Source organism: Limnohabitans lacus (assembly GCF_030053395.1).
GTDB lineage: Bacteria > Pseudomonadota > Gammaproteobacteria > Burkholderiales > Burkholderiaceae_C > Limnohabitans_A > Limnohabitans_A lacus.
The window spans coordinates 118,100-137,082 of record NZ_JASGBH010000010.1 but is presented as its reverse complement, the minus strand read 5'-3'; the positions used below and the strand labels follow the sequence as shown (position 1 = coordinate 137,082).

At 60.5% G+C, this 18,983-nt stretch carries 20 protein-coding genes; 13 read left to right on the top strand and 7 right to left on the bottom strand.

The annotated features are described in order from the left end of the window. Window positions 1-29: 29 nt before the first annotated feature. Genes QLQ16_RS13710 through QLQ16_RS13685 form a run of 6 tightly spaced genes read left to right on the top strand, consistent with a single transcriptional unit; the run spans window position 30 to window position 5,497 of the window. Window positions 30-1,004, top strand: coding sequence for a TRAP transporter substrate-binding protein (locus QLQ16_RS13710; protein WP_283225225.1), 975 nt, complete (start codon window positions 30-32; stop codon window positions 1,002-1,004). Window positions 1,005-1,057: 53 nt separating this feature from the next. Then, window positions 1,058-1,597, top strand: coding sequence for a TRAP transporter small permease (locus QLQ16_RS13705; protein WP_283225224.1), 540 nt, complete (start codon window positions 1,058-1,060; stop codon window positions 1,595-1,597). Next, window positions 1,594-2,877 (top strand): TRAP transporter large permease, encoded by a 1,284-nt coding sequence (locus QLQ16_RS13700; RefSeq protein ID WP_283225223.1) that lies wholly within the window; start codon window positions 1,594-1,596, stop codon window positions 2,875-2,877. The genes QLQ16_RS13705 and QLQ16_RS13700 overlap by 4 nt, the downstream gene beginning before the upstream one ends. Further along, window positions 2,859-3,641 (top strand): SDR family oxidoreductase, encoded by a 783-nt coding sequence (locus QLQ16_RS13695; RefSeq protein ID WP_283225222.1) that lies wholly within the window; start codon window positions 2,859-2,861, stop codon window positions 3,639-3,641. Before QLQ16_RS13700 ends, QLQ16_RS13695 begins: the two co-directional genes overlap by 19 nt. A gap of 26 nt (window positions 3,642-3,667) precedes the next feature. Continuing rightward, a complete protein-coding gene (locus tag QLQ16_RS13690; protein ID WP_283225221.1) occupies window positions 3,668-4,708 on the top strand; it encodes an L-idonate 5-dehydrogenase in 1,041 nt (346 codons plus the stop codon). Window positions 4,709-4,747: 39 nt separating this feature from the next. Continuing rightward, window positions 4,748-5,497 (top strand): SDR family oxidoreductase, encoded by a 750-nt coding sequence (locus QLQ16_RS13685; protein WP_283225220.1) that lies wholly within the window; start codon window positions 4,748-4,750, stop codon window positions 5,495-5,497. Between the two features lie 46 nt (window positions 5,498-5,543). On the opposite strand, the gene QLQ16_RS13680 is transcribed toward QLQ16_RS13685, so the two are convergent. The 5 genes from QLQ16_RS13680 to QLQ16_RS13660 form a co-directional block, all read right to left on the bottom strand. After that, a complete protein-coding gene (locus QLQ16_RS13680; RefSeq protein WP_283225219.1) occupies window positions 5,544-6,734 on the bottom strand; it encodes a mandelate racemase/muconate lactonizing enzyme family protein in 1,191 nt (396 codons plus the stop codon). 87 nt (window positions 6,735-6,821) lie between these two features. Next, complete coding sequence (locus QLQ16_RS13675) at window positions 6,822-7,829, bottom strand: TRAP transporter substrate-binding protein (protein WP_283225218.1); 1,008 nt, start codon at window positions 7,827-7,829, stop codon at window positions 6,822-6,824. A 38-nt stretch (window positions 7,830-7,867) separates the two neighbouring features. Then, the gene (locus QLQ16_RS13670) at window positions 7,868-9,166 is read right to left on the bottom strand and encodes a TRAP transporter large permease subunit (protein WP_283225217.1); all 1,299 of its coding nucleotides are present in this window, start codon (window positions 9,164-9,166) and stop codon (window positions 7,868-7,870) included. Further along, window positions 9,163-9,744, bottom strand: coding sequence for a TRAP transporter small permease (locus QLQ16_RS13665; RefSeq protein WP_283225216.1), 582 nt, complete (start codon window positions 9,742-9,744; stop codon window positions 9,163-9,165). The genes QLQ16_RS13670 and QLQ16_RS13665 overlap by 4 nt, the downstream gene beginning before the upstream one ends. Beyond that, entirely contained in the window at window positions 9,744-10,502 is a 759-nt protein-coding gene (locus QLQ16_RS13660; protein ID WP_283225215.1) for a FadR/GntR family transcriptional regulator, read from the bottom strand. Before QLQ16_RS13660 ends, QLQ16_RS13665 begins: the two co-directional genes overlap by 1 nt. Before the next feature lie 189 nt (window positions 10,503-10,691). On the opposite strand from QLQ16_RS13660, the gene QLQ16_RS13655 reads away from it, so the two are divergent. The 7 genes from QLQ16_RS13655 to QLQ16_RS13625 all read left to right on the top strand — a co-directional run bounded on the left by QLQ16_RS13655 (window position 10,692) and on the right by QLQ16_RS13625 (window position 17,619). Continuing rightward, the gene (locus tag QLQ16_RS13655; RefSeq protein WP_283225214.1) at window positions 10,692-12,428 is read left to right on the top strand and encodes an IlvD/Edd family dehydratase; all 1,737 of its coding nucleotides are present in this window, start codon (window positions 10,692-10,694) and stop codon (window positions 12,426-12,428) included. Window positions 12,429-12,590: 162 nt separating this feature from the next. Next, window positions 12,591-13,595, top strand: coding sequence for a D-erythronate dehydrogenase (gene denD / locus QLQ16_RS13650; protein ID WP_283225213.1), 1,005 nt, complete (start codon window positions 12,591-12,593; stop codon window positions 13,593-13,595). 6 nt (window positions 13,596-13,601) lie between these two features. Beyond that, window positions 13,602-14,549, top strand: a complete 948-nt coding sequence (locus tag QLQ16_RS13645) for a sugar kinase (protein WP_283225212.1) — start codon at window positions 13,602-13,604, stop codon at window positions 14,547-14,549. Next, a complete protein-coding gene (locus QLQ16_RS13640; RefSeq protein WP_283225211.1) occupies window positions 14,546-15,454 on the top strand; it encodes a 2-dehydro-3-deoxygalactonokinase in 909 nt (302 codons plus the stop codon). The genes QLQ16_RS13645 and QLQ16_RS13640 overlap by 4 nt, the downstream gene beginning before the upstream one ends. Further along, window positions 15,451-16,077 carry a 2-dehydro-3-deoxy-6-phosphogalactonate aldolase gene (locus QLQ16_RS13635; RefSeq protein ID WP_283225210.1) on the top strand — a complete coding sequence of 209 codons (627 nt, stop codon included), beginning with the start codon at window positions 15,451-15,453 and terminating at the stop codon, window positions 16,075-16,077. Before QLQ16_RS13640 ends, QLQ16_RS13635 begins: the two co-directional genes overlap by 4 nt. A 41-nt stretch (window positions 16,078-16,118) precedes the next feature. Further along, window positions 16,119-17,015, top strand: coding sequence for a dioxygenase family protein (locus QLQ16_RS13630; RefSeq protein WP_283225209.1), 897 nt, complete (start codon window positions 16,119-16,121; stop codon window positions 17,013-17,015). 52 nt (window positions 17,016-17,067) lie between these two features. Then, the gene (locus QLQ16_RS13625; protein ID WP_283225208.1) at window positions 17,068-17,619 is read left to right on the top strand and encodes a PaaI family thioesterase; all 552 of its coding nucleotides are present in this window, start codon (window positions 17,068-17,070) and stop codon (window positions 17,617-17,619) included. A gap of 45 nt (window positions 17,620-17,664) precedes the next feature. Here QLQ16_RS13625 and QLQ16_RS13620 read toward each other — a convergent pair whose 3' ends face one another. Both QLQ16_RS13620 and QLQ16_RS13615 read right to left on the bottom strand, forming a co-directional pair. Continuing rightward, window positions 17,665-18,354 carry a tRNA-uridine aminocarboxypropyltransferase gene (locus tag QLQ16_RS13620; protein ID WP_283225240.1) on the bottom strand — a complete coding sequence of 230 codons (690 nt, stop codon included), beginning with the start codon at window positions 18,352-18,354 and terminating at the stop codon, window positions 17,665-17,667. A gap of 157 nt (window positions 18,355-18,511) precedes the next feature. Further along, window positions 18,512-18,889, bottom strand: coding sequence for a VOC family protein (locus QLQ16_RS13615; protein WP_283225207.1), 378 nt, complete (start codon window positions 18,887-18,889; stop codon window positions 18,512-18,514). Window positions 18,890-18,983 lie beyond the last annotated feature (94 nt).

The following is an 18,983-nucleotide window of genomic DNA, read 5'->3' as shown; positions in this document are numbered from 1 at the left end:
AACAACCTTTCAAACCAGGAGACAACACCATGAAAATTTCCCGTCTGCTTCTCGCCTGCCTGATCGCGGCCACCGGCTCTGCGGCCTTTGCCGCCAAGTTCAACCTGAAAATGGGCCACGCGGTCAACGCCACCGATGGCCAGCATGCTGCTGCGCTGAAGCTGGCCGAGCTGGTCAAGCAACGCACCAACGGCGATGTCGAAATCACCGTGTTCCCGGCCAACCAGCTGGGCAATGACGCGGCCATGATCAACGGCACACGTGGCGGCACGATCGACATCGTCTCCAGCGGCGCCTCCAACTTCAACGGCATCGTGCCCAACACCGCCGCCATGGAATTGCCCTTTGTGTTTCGCAGCGCGCAACACGCCTACAACGTGCTCGACGGTGCTGTGGGCACCGGCGTGCTCAACGAGTTGGCCCCACACGGCCTCAAAGGCCTGGCCTATTGGGAAAACGGCTGGCGCGCCTTCACCAACAACAAGCGCCCTGTCAACAAGCCCGACGATCTGAAGGGCTTGAAGATCCGCTCGACCCCCAACCCATACCACATCCAAGCTTTCAAGCTGCTGGGCATGAACCCCTCGCCCATGCCGATCGCCGAGCTGTACACCGCCCTGGAAACCGGCACCTTTGACGCCCAAGAACACCCGATCAACGTGACCTGGTCGTCCAAGTTCTACGAAGTGCAAAAGCACCTGACGGTGAGCAACCACGTTTACTCGCCCTTGGTCGTGGCCATGAACAAAGCCAAGTTCGACAGCCTGCCTGCCAACTACCAAAAAGTGGTGGTCGATGCCGCACGTGAAGCCGCCACTTACCAGCGCAGCTTGAACGCGTCCAACGCGGGCAAGGTGATTGCTGAGCTCAAGAAGTCGGGCATGCAAGTGATCGAGAACGTGGACATGGCCCCGTTCCAAAAGATCGTGTCGGCTGAAATCGCCAAGACCTTTGGCGAGAAAAACGGTCCTGCTTTGCTCAAGGCCATCGAAGACACCAAGTGATGGTTGGAGTGTGAACACGCCCCCTCTCAGGAGGGGGCTTTTTTGATGGCGATATGAAAAAAATCAACGACCTTTTCTTCAAGCTGGCGGAATTCACGCTGGTCATCATGCTGTCGGCCATGGTGGTCATGGTGTTTGGCAATGTGGTGCTGCGCTATGGCTTCAACGACGGGATCATCAGCTCGGAAGAGTTGTCGCGGTTTTTGTTCATCTGGATCACCTTCTTAGGGGCCATCGTCACCATGCGAGAAAACGGCCACCTGGGCCTGGACTCCATCGTGCGCAAGCTCAGCCTTGGCGGCAAAAAAATCGCCTTCGCCATTTCCAATGTGCTGATGCTGGGTTGCTGCGCTTTGATGTTTTACGGCACCTTCAAGCAACACGGCATCAACGCCAGCACACGCTCGGCCGTGACCGAAATCCCCATGAGCTGGGTGTATGGCGTGGGCTACATCACCAGTGTGGCGATGGGCCTGATGATCATTGGCAAGCTGGTGCAGCTGGCCAAAGGCAATTTCAATGAATCCGATTTGATCCAGGTGCAAGACTCCGAAGAAGTCGTAACCGCTCACAGCCAAGAGGCCGCCAAATGACCGTGCTTGTTTTCATTGTGTCCTTGCTTGCGGCCATGGCGCTGGGCATGCCGCTCGCGTTTTCGCTCATCGTCTCGGGCGTGGCCCTGATGCTGCATCTGGACAACTTCGACACGCAAATCGTGTCGCAAAACCTGATCAACGGGGCCGACAACTTTCCGCTCATGGCCGTGCCCTTTTTCATGCTGGCCGGTGAGCTGATGAACGCGGGCGGCATGAGCCGGCGCATCGTCAACTCGGCCATGGTCTGGGTCGGCCACTTCCGTGGCGGCCTGGGTTATGTGGCGGTGTTTGCCGCCATCGTCATGGCCAGTTTGTCGGGCTCGGCCGTGGCCGACACCGCGGCACTGGCTGCCGTGCTGATGCCCATGATGCGCGATGCGGGTTACCGCATGGACCGCTCGGCCGGACTGATTGCTGCAGGCGGCATCATCGCGCCGGTGATCCCGCCGTCCATCGGTTTCATTCTGTTTGGCGTGATCGGCGGCGTGTCGATTTCCAAGCTCTTCATGGCGGGCATTTTCCCGGGCATCTTGATGGGCTTTGCCCTGATCGTGACTTGGTGGATCGTGGCCCGCAAAGACAATGTGGTGGTGGCCGAGAGAGTGCCATTCAAACAACGGATCACCGTGACCATCAACGCGTTTTGGTCTTACCTGCTGGCCATCACCATCATCGGCGGCATGAAGATGGGCATCTTCACACCCACTGAGGCGGCGGTGGTGGCGGTGGTGTATTCCCTGTTTGTGGGCTTGTTCATCTACCGCGAAATCAAAGTCAAGGACCTGTACCGCATCATCTTGTCTGCAGCCAAAACCTCTTCGGTGGTGATGTTCTTGGTGGCCGCGGCCTTGGTGTCGGCCTGGCTCATCACGGTGGCCAACATTCCGGCCCAAATTGTCGAAATTTTGCGGCCCTTCATCGACAACAAAACCCTGCTCATGGTCATGCTGATGCTGCTGGTCATGGTTGTGGGCACGGCGCTGGACTTTGCGCCCACGGTGCTGATCCTCACGCCGGTGCTGATGCCCTTGGTGCGCGAGGCCGGCATTGACCCGGTTTACTTTGGCGTGCTGTTCATCATCAACAACGCCATCGGCTTGCTCACCCCACCTGTGGGCACGGTGCTCAACGTGGTGTGTGGCGTGGGCCGCATCCCGATGCACGACGTCATCCGGGGTGTCATGCCTTTCCTCTTGTCTCAAGTCGTGGTCATGGGGGCGTTGATCGCTTTTCCTAGTCTGGTCATGATGCCTCTCAAATGGTTGCTGATGAAATGAACGTCCTCGACACTTTCCAACTCACGGGCCGCCGCGCCCTGATCACCGGCTCTTCTGCAGGCATTGGCTTGGCATTGGCCGAGGCCCTGGCGCAAGCTGGTGCCCATGTCATCTTGAACGGCCGCACGGCCAGCAAAGTCGATGCGGCAGCACATGCCTTGCACGTCCAGGGCCTGTCGGTCAGCACGGCGGTGTTTGACGTCACCGATGCCGTCAGCGTGCGCGCTGCCGTGGACCAGATCGAATCCGAAGGCCCGATCGACATCTTGGTCAACAACGCGGGCATGCAGATCCGTGGCCCGCTGCACGAGTACCAAGATGCCGACTGGCACACGATCATGAAGACCAATCTGGACAGCGTGTACTACGTGGGCCAGGCGGTGGCCCAGAAAATGATCCCCCGTGGTCGCGGCAAGATCATCAACATCTGCTCGGTGCAAAGCGAGCTGGGGCGCCCCGGCATTGCGCCTTACACCGCCACCAAGGGCGCCGTGAAAATGCTCACCAAAGGCATGGCCATCGATTGGGGGCAGTTTGGCATCAACGTCAATGGCATTGGCCCGGGTTACTTCAAAACTGAATTGAACCAAAAGCTGGTCGATGACCCCACTTTCAGCAGCTGGTTGGTGGGCCGTACGCCGAGTCGCCGTTGGGGCGATGTGCAAGACCTGGGCGGCGCGGCGGTCTTTTTGGCCAGTGATGCCTCACGCTTTGTGAACGGCCATATCCTTTATGTCGACGGCGGCGTGACCGCCACCTTGTGAACCTCGATTGATCAAAAGCCCACACCATGAAATCCGTCATCTGCCATTCCGCCAAAGACCTGCGCGTTGAAAACACCGAATTGCCCGCTTTGGGTGAACACCAACTGCGCGTGAATGTCGCTTATGGCGGCATTTGCGGCTCGGACCTGCATTACTACCAACACGGTGGTTTTGGCACCGTTCGCATCAAGCAACCGATCGCGCTGGGGCACGAGGTCTCGGGCATCGTGGACGGTTTTGGCGCGGCCGTCACCGGTGTCCAAAAGGGTCAACGCATCGCGATCTCGCCATCGCGCCCCTGCGGCCACTGCCGCTTTTGCCAAGCGGGCCAGCACAACCACTGCCTTCACATGCGCTTTTACGGCAGCGCCATGCCCTTTCCGCACATCCAAGGTGCGTTCTCTGAGCAACTGATCATCGAGGGCTACCAGGCCCATCCGATCGCCGACCACCTGAGCCTGTCTGAAGCCGCTTTGGCCGAACCTCTGTCGGTGGGCCTGCACGCCATCCAACGCGCCGGCAGCGTGCTGGGCAAGCAAGTGTTGGTGACCGGTTGCGGCCCGATTGGCTCGCTCTTGATTGGCGCTTTGCGCCGCGCCGGTGCGGCCCGCATTGTGGCCGCCGACATCGCCGACTTGCCCTTGAAGTGCGCCAAAGAGATGGGCGCTGACGAGACCATCAACCTGAAAACCCAGGCCGATGCGCTCGACAAATACAAAGTGGACAAGGGCCAGTTCGACGCCGTCTTTGAAGCCTCGGGCAGCGAAGCGGCTTTGCGCGTCGGCTTGGACACCATCGTGCCGCGTGGCGTGCTCGTCACCGTGGGCATGGGCGGCGACATCAGCTTGCCCATGACGCAACTTGTGGCCAAAGAAGTCGATATGCGCGGCACCTTCCGCTTTCACGCCGAATTCGCCACTGCGGTGCGCTTTTTGAACGAAGGCCTGGTCAACGGCAAACCGGTCATCACCGGCATCTTGCCAGTGGACCGCGCCATCGAAGCCTTTGACCTGGCGGCCGACAAAAGCCAGTCGCTCAAGGTACAGATTTCTTTTGCCGATGCTTGAAAATCGAACCCGTTTTTGGATTCACTGAAAGTCACTTCCATGAAAAAAATTGCTCTTGTCACCGGTGCCAGCTCCGGCATCGGTCAGGCCTGCGCTCTGGGTCTGCTCAGCGAAGGCTGGCAGGTGGTGCTGGTGGGCCGACGCGCCGACGCACTGCAAGACACCCTTGCCAAAGCCGGCGCCAATGCCGCCCATGGCGTGGCCATGCCAGCCGATGTGTCCAGCGAAGAACAGGTCAAGGCCTTGTTCGAGAAAGTCCGCGCCCAGTTTGGTCGCCTGGATTTGCTGTTCAACAACGCGGGCATCTCGCTGCCCACCACCATGCCCGGTGATGTGACCGGCGACGACTGGCGCCGCATGGTCGACGTCAACTTGAACGGTGCGTTTTACTGCCTGTCCTACGCCTTCAAGCTGATGCAAGAGCAAAGCCCACAGGGTGGTCGCATCATCAATAACGGCTCGATCTCGGCCCATGTGCCGCGTTTTGGCTCGATCGCCTACACCGCCACCAAGCACGCCGTCTCGGGCCTGACCCGCGCCGCCTCGCTGGACGGCCGCGCGTTCAACATCGCTGTGGGCCAGATCGACATCGGCAATGTGGCCTCGGACATGACCGAGCGCATGGCCAAGGGCGTGGCCCAAGCCGATGGCTCCATCAAAGCCGAACCCCGCATGGACATGTCGGCCGTGGTCGACACTTTCTTGACCATGTCGCGCCTGCCCTTGTCGGCCAACATCCTGTTCACCACCGTCATGGCCACCAACATGCCTTACGTCGGTCGCGGCTGAGTGTTTGGGTCATCCAAGTCCAAGGGGCCTTGCGGCCCCTTTTTTTTCAGCTCACACGCACCACCGCATCTGGCCGCTTGTGCAGGTCGGGCAGCAACTCCAGCCCCAAGCCCGGCTTGTCGTTCAGGCTGATCATGCCGTTTTTGACCTGCGGCAATTCGGTCACCAGCTCCTTGTACCAGCCGGAGTAGAAAGCGCGCACGCTCTCTTGGATCAAGGCATTGGGCGCGTGCAGTGACAAATGTGTCGAAGCGGCCCACACCACCGGCCCAGTGCAGTCGTGCGGGGCCACGGGCAATTGCCAAGCGTCGGCCATGGCCGCGATCTTGCGTGCTTCGGTCAGACCACCGCACCAGCTCAGGTCCAACATGGCGACCCCTGCCACGCCGGTTTGCAGGTAATCCTTGAAGCCCCATTTGTAGCTGAGCGTCTCGCTCGCACAGATCAATGCTTTGCAGTCCACCGCGTACTGCTTGAGCAAATCGAGGCTGTCCATGCGGATCGCGTCTTCGTGCCAGAAAGTGTCGAACTCCTGAAGCGCACGTGAAATCTTTTGCGCCATGGGCAATCGCCACAGGCTGTGGAACTCGACCATGATGTCCATCTTGTCGCCCACCGCATTTCGGATCTTGCGGAAGGGCTCGAGCGCAGTGTTCAGGTCTTGTGGGCTGATGTACTGGCCGTGCGACTTTTCTGCGGCCACATCAAAAGGCCAGATTTTCATGCCGGTGATGCCTTCGCTCAAAAGGGATTCGGCCACCTCGTCGGCGCGGTGCAAGAAGCCTTGCAGGTCCTCGTAAGGTCCGGCGTTGTTGCCCAGTCCCCAATTGCTGCTGGTCTGGTTCACGTTGCTGCGGATGTACTGGTAGCCCGCGCAGGTGTTGTACACACGGATCTCGTCACGGCTCTTGCCGCCCAGCGCGGTGTACACCGGCATGCCCGCGGCTTTGCCAAAAATGTCCCACAGCGCGATGTCCACCGCCGAGTTGCCACGTGTTTCCACACCGGACCCACGCCAGCCCAAATAGCCTGTGATGTCGCGCTGGCGTGACTCGATCGCCAGAGGGTCTTGGCCCACCAGTTTGGGGGCCACCCATTCATGCAAATACGCTTCGACCGCTTGCGCCCCCATGAAGGTTTCGCCCAGGCCCACCAGGCCCTCGTCGGTGTGCAAGCGCACCCAGATGATGTTGGGAAATTCGCCCAAGCGGATGGTTTCGAGTTGTGTGATTTTCATGGCAGCACCCCGTTCAGTCGTTAAAAAAGCCCCACAGCGCTGGGCTGTGGAGCTTGTCGGTTCAGCAAAAAGGCTGAGCGCGTGGAATCAACCGCCGCGAGACTTCTTCAACTCGTCTTGGACGACTTTGATGGCGTCCGCACCAATCGAGTCCTTGTGCTTGTCGTACACCGAAGCGACTTTGGCACGGATGCGGTTTTGCTCGGCTGAGCTCACCTCATTGACCTGCATGCCTTTGGTCTTCAGGCTGGCCAAGGATTTCTCGTTCAAAGCGCGGTTGGCCGCACGTTGGACTTTTTGGCCTTCGATGGCGGCTTCACGCAACACCGCTTGCTCTTGAGGGTTCAGCTGGTCCCACAGCTTCTTGCTGTAAAGGATCAGGAAAGGTGTGTAGGCGTGACGCGTCACGCTCAGGTACTTTTGCACTTCATTGAACTTGGAGGTTTCAATGGTCACAAAGGGGTTTTCCTGGCCGTCAATGGTCTTGGTTTCCAAAGCGGTGAACACCTCACCAAAGGCCATGGGCACGGCGTTGGTGCCCAAAGTTTTGAAGGTGTCCAGGAAGATGTTGTTCTGCATCACGCGAACTTTCACGCCATCAAAGTCTTCCAGCTTGGTGACTGGGCGCTTGCTGTTGGTGAGGTTGCGGAAACCGTTTTCCCAATAAGCCAGGTTCACCAGGCCCACCGCTTCGAGTTTGGCGTTGAAGTATTTACCCGCTGCGCCGTCCAGCACGGCATCGGCTTCTTTTTCGTTGGCGAACAAGAAGGGCAAGTCAAACACACCCAACTCTTTGATGATGCCCACCAGCGGGGAGCTGGACGTACAGACCATCTCTTGGGTGCCTGCACGCAAGGCTTGGGTCGCAGGCAAGTCGCCGCCCGCTGCACCGCCCCAGAAGGCGGTGATTTTCATCTTGCCGCCGGTCTTAGCGTTCAAGACTTCTTGCATCTTTTTGACGCCCACGCCCACCGGGTGGTCTTCGTTCACACCGTTGGTGAACTTGATGTTGCGCTCGGCAAACTGCGCCATGGCGCTCGATGCCACCAGGAATGTGCCCGCGATCAGGGTCACCAAATTTCTGCGTTTCAACATGACTGTCTCCTTTATAAAAAACACACAGGGTTAAGAAATCAACTGAGCATCCACTTCATCGGCACCAGGACGATGGACGGGAAAGCCACCAACAAGGCCAGCACGGCAAGCTGTGCCCACAAGAACGGCAAGACACCTTTGAAGGCCGTGTCCATGTTGATCTTGGCCACGCCACACACCACGTTGAGCACCGTGCCCACAGGGGGGGTGATCAGACCGATCGCGTTGTTCATGATGAACAGCACGCCAAAATAAACCGGGTCGATGCCCGCCTTGATGACCAAGGGCATCAGCACAGGGGTCAAGATCAAGACGGTGGGGGTGAAGTCGAGCGCAGTGCCGACCACCACCACCAAGAGCATGAGCACAACCATGAGCAAGGTTTTGTTGAACATCAGCGGCTCCATCATGCGGGCCACTTCGGCCGGGATGTTGGCCACGGTGATGAGCCAGGCACTGACCATGGCCGCAGCCACCAAAAACATGATCACCGCCGTGGTCTTGCCGGCCGTCAAGGTCAGGCCATAGAGCTTGGACCACTGCAACTCACGGTACACAAAGGCCCCCACCACAAAGCTGTAAACCGCTGCCACCACGGCCGCCTCGGTCGGGGTGAAGACACCGAACTTCATGCCACCGATGATGAACACTGGCAAGCCCAGCGCCAAGATGCCTTCTCGCGTGGCTTTGAGCTTGTCTGCCAAGTTCATGCGAGGCGCAGGCTGGACGTTTTCGCGCTTGGCCAGCCACCACCAGGTCAGGCCAATGGCCACGCCCATCAGAATGCCCGGCACGATGCCCGCTAAAAAGAGCTTGGTGATGGACACGTTGGCCGCCACACCGAAGATGATGAAACCGATCGAAGGCGGGATCACCGGCGCGATGATGCCGCCCGAGGCAATCAAACCGGCCGAGCGGCCCACGTTGTAGCCGGCCCGCTTCATCATCGGAATCAACAAGGCTGCCAGGGCCGCCGTGTCGGCCACGGCCGAGCCCGAGAGGGAGGCCATGATGACCGCGGCCATGACGGCCACATAACCCAGACCGCCCCTGAAATGCCCAACCCAGGCCATGGCCAGGTTCACGATGCGGCGGCTCAAACCGCCCGCGTTCATGAACTCACCGGCCAACAAGAAAAACGGCACCGCGAGCAAGGGGAAGTTGTCCGCGCCATCCACAAAGCGCTGCGCCAGAATCTGGCTGTCAAAGGCATTGATCATGCCGTTGCTGGCCATGTAAGCCATCAGGCTCAGGCCGCACACCAACAAGGCATAGGCAATGGGCATGCCCAGGGCCATGGCACCGAGCAAGCTGAAGACAAAAACGGCGATGGTCATGCGCGGCCTCGCACTTCTGAATTCATGGCCATGTGGGTGGCAGCGGGAGGGCTCAATTCGTCCAGCACCACGGTGTCCTCGGACTCGACCACCATCACCAAGTCTTCCTCTTTCAGGCGACCGGTCAGCAGCAAGCGCAATTGGTTGAGGTTCATCGCGGCCATCACGCTGGCCGTCACGTAGCCAATGCCGTAAATCCAGATCATGGAAATGCCCACCACCACCGAGATGTTGGTGACCTGCAGATCGTGCATCTTCCAAGTGCCCCAAAAGAACAACACATTGCAGCCCAGCATCATCACTTCGCTCACGAAAAAACAAAACTTTTTGCCACCGAGCGACAAGCGCCGCACCAAGGTGTCCACGCCCAAGTGGCCTTTTTCACGCATGGCCACCATGGCCCCGAGATAGGTCAACCAAATGAAGCAGTAACGGGACATTTCGTCCGAGATGGAAATCCCAGAATTGAATCCGTAGCGCAGCACCACATTGCCAAAGACCATGATGACCATGGCCACCAGACAGGCCACCACCAAGAACTCTAAGAATTTAAAAAACCCATCAATTATTTTTGGCATCAGGCATGGACCTTTGAATTTTTTCTCAAGTGTGTCGGCGAACCCGCCACACCAGGCAACTTGCGGCGCGAAGACAGGACCTGCTCAATGTCATCGTTGGCGCCATTGATCAGCACCATCAAGGCGCGCTCGGCCTTGGCAGGTGACTGGGCGATGACCGCATCGAGCACCGCCCGGTGCAAGGGCAAAGAGCTGCGCGGACCGTCCTTGATGCGGGTGGAAATTTCAAAACTGGTGCGCAACAAAGCGCTCAGCGCCTTGCCCATCTGGACCAGCATTCGGTTGTGCGAAGCCTGCAAGAGGCCCTGATGAAAACGCAAATCGTGCACCACGTAATCTCCGCCCTGCTCGATCGCGTTTTTCATGCCCTGGTAGGCCGCTTCGATTTCAGCGATGTCTTCGTGGTTGGCTTTTTCAGCGGCCATCCGCACAGCCGCCGGCTCCACCACCAAGCGCAATTCCTGCAAATCCCGCAGGAACTCCGGAGTCAATCCCGCCTGGGCCTGCCACCGGATCACATCAGGATCAAACCAGTTCCACTGCTCATCGCTCAGGACCCGCGTGCCCAATTTGGGCCCTGTGATCAACAAACCCTTGGCGATCAGTGATTTGATGGCTTCACGCACCACGGTACGGCTCACGCCCAATTGCTCACACAGCAAAGGCTCTGGCGGCAAGCTCGCACCCATGGCATACCTGCCGGACAGGATGGCCTGACCGAGGATATCCAATGTGTGACCGTGAATGTTTTTGACCATGTTGAAAAAGTGAAGCGAGATCAATCATATGATGAATGAATCCCTGCAAAGCCCTGAGGAAAACCCTGCCTCTGTCGACTTGGCGTCAAGGGTTTTCACGGATGTCACGGGCTTTACATGGCAGGTGACGGCTTTCAATCATCATATGTTTAAAAACTGTACGCCAACCTTTTCTGACAGGCCTGAACCATGACCTCCAAACCCCGTAAAAAACCCGAAGACCTGCGCAGCCAACAATGGTTTGGCCGCCAAGACCGCGATGGCTTTGCCTACCGCAGCTGGGTCAAGGGCAAGGGCGTGCCGCACGACCAGTTCGACGGCCGCCCGGTGATCGGCATCTGCAACACCTTCAGCGAACTCACGCCCTGCAACTCGCACTTTCGCACGCTGGCCGAGCAGGTCAAGATCGGCGTGTACGAGGCGGGCGGCTTTCCGCTGGAGTTTCCTGTGATGTCTTTGGGTGAAACGCTCTTGCGCCCCACCGCCATGCTTTACCGCAACCTGGCCAGCATGGACGTCGAAGAATCCATCCGTGGCAACCCCATCGACGGCGTGGTGCTGCTCATGGGCTGCGACAAGACCACGCCCAGTTTGCTGATGGGCGCATCCAGCGCGGGCTTGCCCACCATCGGCGTGTCGGGTGGCCCCATGCTGAACGGCAAATGGCGCGGCCAAGAACTCGGCTCGGGCACCGGCGTGTGGAGCATGAGCGAACAAGTCCGCGCGGGTACCCTCAAGCTGACCGACTTCTTTGAAGCCGAAAGCTGCATGCACCGCAGCCACGGCCACTGCATGACCATGGGCACCGCCAGCACCATGGCCAGCATGGTCGAAGCCCTGGGCATCGGCCTGCCCGGCAATGCTGCTTACCCTGCGGTGGACGGCCGTCGCAATGTGCTCGCCCGCGAAGCCGGGCGGCGCATCGTCGAGATGGTGCACACCGACCAGACCATCAGCCAAGTGCTCACCCGCGAAGCCTTTGAAAACGCGATCCGCACGCTGGCGGCCATTGGCGGCTCGACCAATGCGGTGATCCACCTGATCGCGATTGCCGGTCGCTTGGGCCTGAAACTCACGGTGGACGATTTCGAGCGCTTGGGCAGCGAGCTGCCTTGCCTCTTGAATTTGCAGCCGTCTGGCGAACACCTGATGGAAGACTTCTGCTACGCCGGTGGCTTGCCGGTGGTGATGAAAGAAATCGAGCACCTGCTGCACAAAGACATCGTCACCGTGAGCGGCAAGACCGTGAGTGAGAACATCGCCAGCGCCGTGAACTACGACCCGCGCGTGATCAAGAAGTTCGACGAACCCTTCAAGGAAAAAGCAGGCATCGCCATCTTGCGCGGCAACTTGGCCCCGCGTGGCGCGGTCATCAAGCCCAGCGCTGCCACGCCTGCGCTGATGGTGCACACCGGCCGCGCCGTGGTGTTTGAAGACAGCCACGACTTCCACAAACGCATCGACGACGAGAGTCTGGACGTCGACGAAAACTGCATCCTGGTGCTCAAAAATTGCGGCCCCAAGGGCTACCCCGGCATGGCCGAGGTGGGCAATATGCCCTTGCCGCCCAAGGTGCTGCGCAAAGGCATCACCGACATGGTGCGCATCAGCGACGCCCGCATGAGCGGCACGGCCTATGGCACCGTGGTGCTGCACACCACACCCGAAGCCGCTGCAGGTGGGCCACTGGCGGTGGTGCAAAACGGCGACATGATTGAACTCAACGTGCCCGAGCGCAAACTGCAACTGCTGATCAGCGACGAAGAACTGGCCAAACGTTTGTCGCTCTGGGAAAAACCCGCCCCCGCCATGCAATCGGGCTACTGGAAGCTTTACATCGACCACGTGCTGCAAGCCGACGAAGGCGCGGACATGGACTTTCTGGTCGGCCAGCGCGGCGCGGCCGTGCCCAAAGACAACCACTGATGAAACGGCCTTCTTTTGTAGGAGCCCACCCTGTGGGCGATACAGACCTTTGTGGTCCACGCACAATCGCCCACGGGGTGGGCTCCTACAAAACACCCATCTCCCAGCGGTTGGACGGCTGCAGCTTGTGACACACCACTTTCGACACAAACAGGAAAAACCATGCGCATTTTGATCACCGGCGGTGCCGGATTTTTGGGTGCCCGACTGGCCCGCGAGATATTGAAACGTGGCCAATTGAATGGCCAAAGCGTGAGCGAATTGGTCATTGCCGACCTCTTCCCCGCCCCCGCCGACCTGTTGTCCGACCCCCGGGTCAAGGGCCATGCGGGCCCCATGCTGGAACAAGGCAATTTGTTCAAGAGCGGTTTTGACGGTGTGTTCCACCTGGCCTCGGCCGTGTCGGGCGAGTGTGAGCTCGACTTTGACCTGGGCTTGCGCTCCAACGTGGACAGCAGCCGCTTGCTGCTCGACAGCATCCGAGCCTCGGGCAAAGCTTCCCGTCTGGTGTTTGCCAGCTCGGTGGCCGTGTTCGGCCCCGACATCGGCAACCCCATGCCCGACCTGGTGACCGACACCACCTTGCCCACGCCACAAACGTCTTATGGCACGCACAAGCTGATGATCGAGCACATGGTGTCCGACTACACCCGCAAGGGCTACATCGATGGCCGCTCGGCCCGCTTGATGACTGTGGCCGTTCGCCCCGGCAAGCCCAACGGCGCAGCTTCCTCGTTTTTCAGCGGCATCATCCGCGAGCCTCTGGCGGGCGTGGACGCCGTCTGCCCTGTGGACGCCAGTGTCTCGCACCCCTTGTCTTCACCGGGCAACACGATTCACGGCCTCATCACCGTGTTTGAAGCCAGCCGCGAAGCCGTGGGGGGCCGCATGGCGCTGAACCTGCCAGGCCTGAATGTGACGGTGGGCCAGATGCTGGACGCGCTTGAAAAAGTTGCAGGCCCTGCCGTGCGTGCACGGGTGAAGTTCGAGCGCGACGAGCGCGTGGCGGGCATTGTGGCCAATTGGTCGCGTGGCTCGACCTCTGAGCGTGCCAACGCGCTGGGCTTGAAAGCCGAGAGCAACTTCGAGGCCATCATCGCGCAATACATCGAAGACTGCCAAACACGCCCCGGCTACCCGGCCGATGCCTTGAAGGGCTTGAACTGAGTCGCCATGTGCGCTGAGACCACACGCGTCAAAACATGCGACATCGTGGCCTTGGGTGAGGCCATGGTCGAGTTCAACCAGACGCAGGCGGATCCGCCTTTGTACCTGCAAGGCTTTGGCGGCGACACCAGCAACGCGGCCATTGCTGCAGCCCGCGCCGGCGCTCAGGTGGCCTACCTCACGCGCTTGGGCACAGACCGCTGGGGCGACCGCCTGATGGATTTGTGGCAAGGCGAGAACGTGAACACCCAAGCGGTGCTGCGCGATGCGAATGCCCCCACCGGCATGTACTTTGTCAGCCACGATGCACAGGGCCACCACTTCAGCTATGCCCGCGCAGGCTCCGCCGCCAGCCGCATGCAGCCTTCTGACGTGCAGACTTGGCAAGGCACGATCGAAGCCAGCCGGTGGCTGCACTTGTCGGGCATCAGCCTGGCGATTTCGGCATCGGCTTGCGACACGGCTTTGGCCGCCATGCAGACCGCACGTGCCTCGGGCACGCGGGTGGCGCTCGACTCGAATTTGCGTTTGTTGCTCTGGCCGCTGGCCCGCGCCCAAGCGTGCATCACCCACGCCATCGGGCTGTGCGATCTGTTCTTGCCCAGCTTGGAAGACATCACGGCCTTGACCGGCTTGACCGAGCCCGATGCCATCGTGGACTGGTGCCACGCACAAGGCGCGCAGCACGTGGTGCTCAAACTCGGCGCCGAGGGGGCGATCGCTTCCGATGGGCAGACACGTCAACGTGTGCCCGGCTGCGCCGTGCAAGCGGTGGACGCCACGGGTGCTGGCGACTGCTTTGCAGGCAACTTGCTGGCACGCCTGTCGCAAGGCGACGATGTGTGGACCGCCACCGCCTATGCCAATGCCGCGGCCTCGCTGTCGGTGCAAGGCTATGGCGCGGTCGCGCCCTTGCCACGCCCCGATGCCGTTTTGAAAAGCCTCCAGCCATGAGCACACGCCCATTGATCGCCGTCGATTGGGGCACCAGCAGTTTGCGCGGCGCCCGTTTGGATGCGGCAGGCCAAGTCCTGGAATCGCGGCAGTTCCCTCGCGGCATCATGACCGTGGCGAAAGGCCAGTTTGAAGCCGTGTTTGACGCATGCTTTGGTGACTGGATGCAAGCGCCCGAGGCCTTTTGCCTGATCTCGGGCATGGCGGGCAGCCAGCAAGGCTGGCAAGAAGCGCCCTACTGCCCCTGCCCTGCGGGCTTTGAAGAATTGGCGGGCGCCCTGCACTGGCTGCAAGCCGGGCGCATGGCGATCGTGCCAGGCCTGAGCTGCCAGCACCACGATGGCCTGCCCGTGCCGCAGCACGATGTGATGCGCGGCGAAGAGATCCAGATTTTTGGTGCGCTGACTTTGTCGGGGCAGCGCGATGCCACCGTGGTTCTGCCCGGCACCCACAGCAAATGGGCGCAGGTGGCGGCTGGGCGCGTGCTGAGCTTTCGCAGCTTCATGACCGGTGAAGTGTTCGCGCTCTTGAGCCAGCATTCGATCCTCTCGCGCACCCTGCAGGCCGATGCGCCCTGGCATGAAGGCGCTTTTGTGCACGGCGTGCAATTGGCACAGCGCACACCCAGTGTGCTGTCGAGCATGTTTGCCACCCGCACCCTGGCGCTGTTTGGCAGCCTGCCGCCCGAGCAGCACCCCTCATTTTTATCCGGCCTTTTGATCGGCGAAGAGCTGCGGGCCATGGCACGCCCTGGCAGTGCTGTGCTGCTGGTGGGCAGCGCCCAGCTCACGCAGCGCTACACCGTGGCTTTGCACGCCTTGGGCATGGACAGCCAATGCCTGGGCGATGAAGCCACCTGGGCAGGACACGCCGCTTTGGCCCAACCTTGGACACACACCGCATGAACACTGCCGAACAATTCGCGCAAGCGCTGGATCAACTGCCGCTGGTCGCCATTTTGCGTGGCCTCACGCCCGAAGAGGCGCCCGCCATCGGCCATGCCTTGGTGGACAGCGGCTTTGCCTTGATCGAAGTGCCGCTCAACTCACCCCGCCCTTTGGAGAGCATCGCGGCTTTGGCTGCGCAGCACCCGAACCATTTGATCGGCGCGGGCACCGTGCTCACCAGCGCGCAGGTGCGCGAGGTGCAGGCCGCAGGCGGGCGCATCATCATTTCGCCGCACTTTGATCCGGTGGTCGTGCATGAAGCCTTGCGCCTGGGTCTGGTCTGTGTGCCTGGCGTGGCCACGCCCAGCGAGGCCTTTGCAGCGCTGCATGCGGGCGCCCATGCCCTGAAACTTTTCCCAGCCGAAATGATCACCCCCAGCGTGCTCAAGGCCCTGCGCGCGGTCTTGCCCAGCAGCACCGCTTTGCTGCCCGTGGGCGGCATCACACCCGACAACATGGCCGCCTACCTGAGCGCAGGCGCCAAAGGATTTGGTTTGGGATCGGCGTTGTACAAGCCGGGCCAATCGGCGCAAGAGGTGGGCGCCGCAGCCCAGCGCTTTGTGCGAGCCTTGCGGGGCTGATCAATCAAGCCTCCGTTTATTCACCTCCGGAAATACCCACCATGAGCGATACCCCCAACACCACCGAACACCGCTACGACGCTTTGCACCTGATCACCGAGGAGGTGCTGGCGCGTTACTCGAAAACACCCGACCCACGCCTGCGTGAGCTGATGCTGTCTTTGATCAAGCACATCCACAGCTTTGCCAAAGAGGTCAAGCTCACCGCCGAGGAATGGGCCTTCACGATGAGCTTTCTCGAAGAGACCGGCAAATGGTGCTCGCCGGGCCGCAACGAGTTCATGATTTTTTCGGACGCTTTTGGCTTGTCCATGCTCACCGTGACGCAGGACTACCCCCGCCCCGAACACGCCACCGAGCCCACCCTGGTCGGCCCCTTCTTGCTTGAGAATGCGCCCCAGTTTGCGATGGGCGCAGACATCAGTGCGGGCGCGGCTGGCACACCCATGTATGCCCAAGGCCAAATTCTGGACATCCATGGCCAACCGGTGGCCAACGCGGTCATTGATGTCTGGCATTCGGACGATCGGGGTCTGTACGACGTGCAAGACGGCATCGAAGAAAACGGCCCTTGGGCGCGTGCGGTGTTGACCACCGGCGCCGATGGCCGTTACAGCTTTTGGTCGGTCTTGCCGGTGGACTACCCCGTGCCCCAAGACGGCACCGCTATCCAAATGCTCAAGGCCACCACCGGCAGAAGCTGGCGCCCAGCGCATTTGCACTTTCGCATCCAGGCGCCCGGACAGCGCCCCTTGATCACCCACATCTTTGACCGCACCAGCCAAAACCTCTACAGCGATGCGGTATTTGGCGTGCGCCCTTCCCTGATTGCGGACTTCGTGCCGCAAAAACCCGGACCAGCGCCCGATGGCAAAACCATGGACCGCGACTTCTTCACGCTGCAATACAACTTCGTGATGACCGACGCCTTGAAATGATCAGCGAAGCTCAAGGCCTAACGTTGAAATACAGCTCAGCTTCCCATCCAAAATGACGACCTCTTCCTTGCTTGAAAAATGGATCGAAGAAGAGCGCGTGATCCGCGCCCGCATGGACGCAGGCGCCGGCCCCGGCGTGGCCACACGTGAACAAATCGAGGGCAAAACCGGCCTTCAAGTGATGCAGGGCCTGCTTGCAGGCGAGTTGCCCTATGCCAGCATCGCCAAGACTTTGAACTTTGTGCTGGTGGACGTCAGTGAAGGCCAAGCCATCTTTCAGGGCAAGCCCGGGCTGGACCACATGAACCCACTGGGCACCGTGCACGGCGGCTGGTTTGCCACCTTGCTCGACTCGGCGCTGGGCTGCGCTGTGCACACCATGATGCCGCCCGGTCGGGGCTACACCACGGCCGACCTGAGTGTCAAATTGGTCAAAGCCCTCACGCCCAAAGTGCAACGCGTGCGGGCCATCGGCCAGGTGGTGCACTGCGGTCGCCAGCTGGCGACCGCCGAGGCCCGGCTGGTTGGCCCCGATGGCACCTTGTACGCCCATGCCAGCACCGCCTGCCTGGTTTTTGAAATGTCCAGCAAAACCAGTGCCTGAAGCTCCTGGTCCTGTCGCATACCGCACAGGGCCCTCTGCGCGACTTCAAAGATCAGGGGCCAACGCTGGCGAGATCTCGCTTTGGACCGCACGCCACTGGGCGTATGCCGCCCCATTCAGGTCCGGCGGCAACTGGTGCTTGGCTTGCAAATAATGGTGCGTGTACACGTCCAGATAGGCCTGCAAGGTCTGTGCAGCCGTGGGCTCACCCGCCAACTCCAAGCACAGCGATGCCACTTCGCTGGTGCACAAATGGTCCTCCCGCCTTGAGCGCCTCAGCAGGTAGCGTGACAGCTGTTCGGGCTTCAAACTGAGCACAGGCAGATGGTTGAGGTACGGGCTTTTGCGGAACATCTTGCGCGCTTCGGGCCAGGTGGCGTCGAGCAAGACGAACAAAGGACGCCGACCTTCGGGCAAAACCGGCAGCTCGTGCAGCACCCGCTCGGGTGTCACAAATTCACCCGGGAACACGACAAACGCTTGCCATTGTGGATCGGCCAGCAGCGCCAGCAAGGACGGGTCGACCTCGGTGCGGGCCCACCCAAAGGCGAAGGTGTCTGGCACCACATCGGCGATCAGCCAGCCGGTGTTGCTGGGCTTGAGGGGCTCGATGTCGGCCATCAGCAAACACATGCCCGCTTGCGTGGGCAACTCGGGATGCAGTGCGCAGATGCAATGGCTGGGCACCAGGCGACAGCCGGGACAGCGCTCGCCTTTGATGCCGCCACGGGCCATGAAAGGCTTGGCGCTGCGGGCCAGGCGCTCGGTGCGCAGGCGCGCGACAGCGTGGGGTGTTTTCAAACGAACATGTCCCATCAAGCCGCAGACTGGGCCATGCGCCATCGGCGAGCGCCCTCACCGAGGATGTGCGCCAACAGCGTGGTCGGTGCTTTCATCCAGGACGATGCAAGACGCAGATCTTGTGGCCGTCCGGATCGCGCAGGTAAGCCAGGTACAGCTTGCCAGCTGCGCCTTCACGCCAGCCGGGTGGGTCTTCGCAAGTCACGCCACCGTGGGCCAGGCCTGCCGCGTGGAAGGCATCGGCTTGCTCGATCGAAGCCGCTTTGAACCCATAGGTGCTGCCATTGCCCACGCTGGCGGCTTCGCCGTTGATGGGGGTGGTGATGCCAAACGAGCCGGCGGGGCTGCGGTAAAAATAACGGTTGTTGTTGGCCATCCCTGGGGCCTGGCCCAAGGTGCCCAAGACGGCGTCGTAAAACTTTTTAGAAGCTTCGAGGTCTTTCACCCCGACCATGACATGGCTGAACATTGCAATCTCCTTGAAGACCCGAGATGGGGCATTGATGAACAGCTGTCATGGTACTTGATGCCCACAGGGCTCACGCGCCTTGGGGCGCGTTGTG

Coding starts and splice junctions, on each gene's coding strand:
- QLQ16_RS13710 (WP_283225225.1), top strand. CDS start 30: ATGAAAATTTCCCGTCTGCTTCTCGCCTGCCTGATCGCGGCCACCGGC.
- QLQ16_RS13705 (WP_283225224.1), top strand. CDS start 1,058: ATGAAAAAAATCAACGACCTTTTCTTCAAGCTGGCGGAATTCACGCTG.
- QLQ16_RS13700 (WP_283225223.1), top strand. CDS start 1,594: ATGACCGTGCTTGTTTTCATTGTGTCCTTGCTTGCGGCCATGGCGCTG.
- QLQ16_RS13695 (WP_283225222.1), top strand. CDS start 2,859: ATGGTTGCTGATGAAATGAACGTCCTCGACACTTTCCAACTCACGGGC.
- QLQ16_RS13690 (WP_283225221.1), top strand. CDS start 3,668: ATGAAATCCGTCATCTGCCATTCCGCCAAAGACCTGCGCGTTGAAAAC.
- QLQ16_RS13685 (WP_283225220.1), top strand. CDS start 4,748: ATGAAAAAAATTGCTCTTGTCACCGGTGCCAGCTCCGGCATCGGTCAG.
- QLQ16_RS13680 (WP_283225219.1), bottom strand. CDS start 6,734: ATGAAAATCACACAACTCGAAACCATCCGCTTGGGCGAATTTCCCAAC.
- QLQ16_RS13675 (WP_283225218.1), bottom strand. CDS start 7,829: ATGTTGAAACGCAGAAATTTGGTGACCCTGATCGCGGGCACATTCCTG.
- QLQ16_RS13670 (WP_283225217.1), bottom strand. CDS start 9,166: ATGACCATCGCCGTTTTTGTCTTCAGCTTGCTCGGTGCCATGGCCCTG.
- QLQ16_RS13665 (WP_283225216.1), bottom strand. CDS start 9,744: ATGCCAAAAATAATTGATGGGTTTTTTAAATTCTTAGAGTTCTTGGTG.
- QLQ16_RS13660 (WP_283225215.1), bottom strand. CDS start 10,502: ATGGTCAAAAACATTCACGGTCACACATTGGATATCCTCGGTCAGGCC.
- QLQ16_RS13655 (WP_283225214.1), top strand. CDS start 10,692: ATGACCTCCAAACCCCGTAAAAAACCCGAAGACCTGCGCAGCCAACAA.
- denD (WP_283225213.1), top strand. CDS start 12,591: ATGCGCATTTTGATCACCGGCGGTGCCGGATTTTTGGGTGCCCGACTG.
- QLQ16_RS13645 (WP_283225212.1), top strand. CDS start 13,602: ATGTGCGCTGAGACCACACGCGTCAAAACATGCGACATCGTGGCCTTG.
- QLQ16_RS13640 (WP_283225211.1), top strand. CDS start 14,546: ATGAGCACACGCCCATTGATCGCCGTCGATTGGGGCACCAGCAGTTTG.
- QLQ16_RS13635 (WP_283225210.1), top strand. CDS start 15,451: ATGAACACTGCCGAACAATTCGCGCAAGCGCTGGATCAACTGCCGCTG.
- QLQ16_RS13630 (WP_283225209.1), top strand. CDS start 16,119: ATGAGCGATACCCCCAACACCACCGAACACCGCTACGACGCTTTGCAC.
- QLQ16_RS13625 (WP_283225208.1), top strand. CDS start 17,068: ATGACGACCTCTTCCTTGCTTGAAAAATGGATCGAAGAAGAGCGCGTG.
- QLQ16_RS13620 (WP_283225240.1), bottom strand. CDS start 18,354: ATGGCCCGTGGCGGCATCAAAGGCGAGCGCTGTCCCGGCTGTCGCCTG.
- QLQ16_RS13615 (WP_283225207.1), bottom strand. CDS start 18,889: ATGTTCAGCCATGTCATGGTCGGGGTGAAAGACCTCGAAGCTTCTAAA.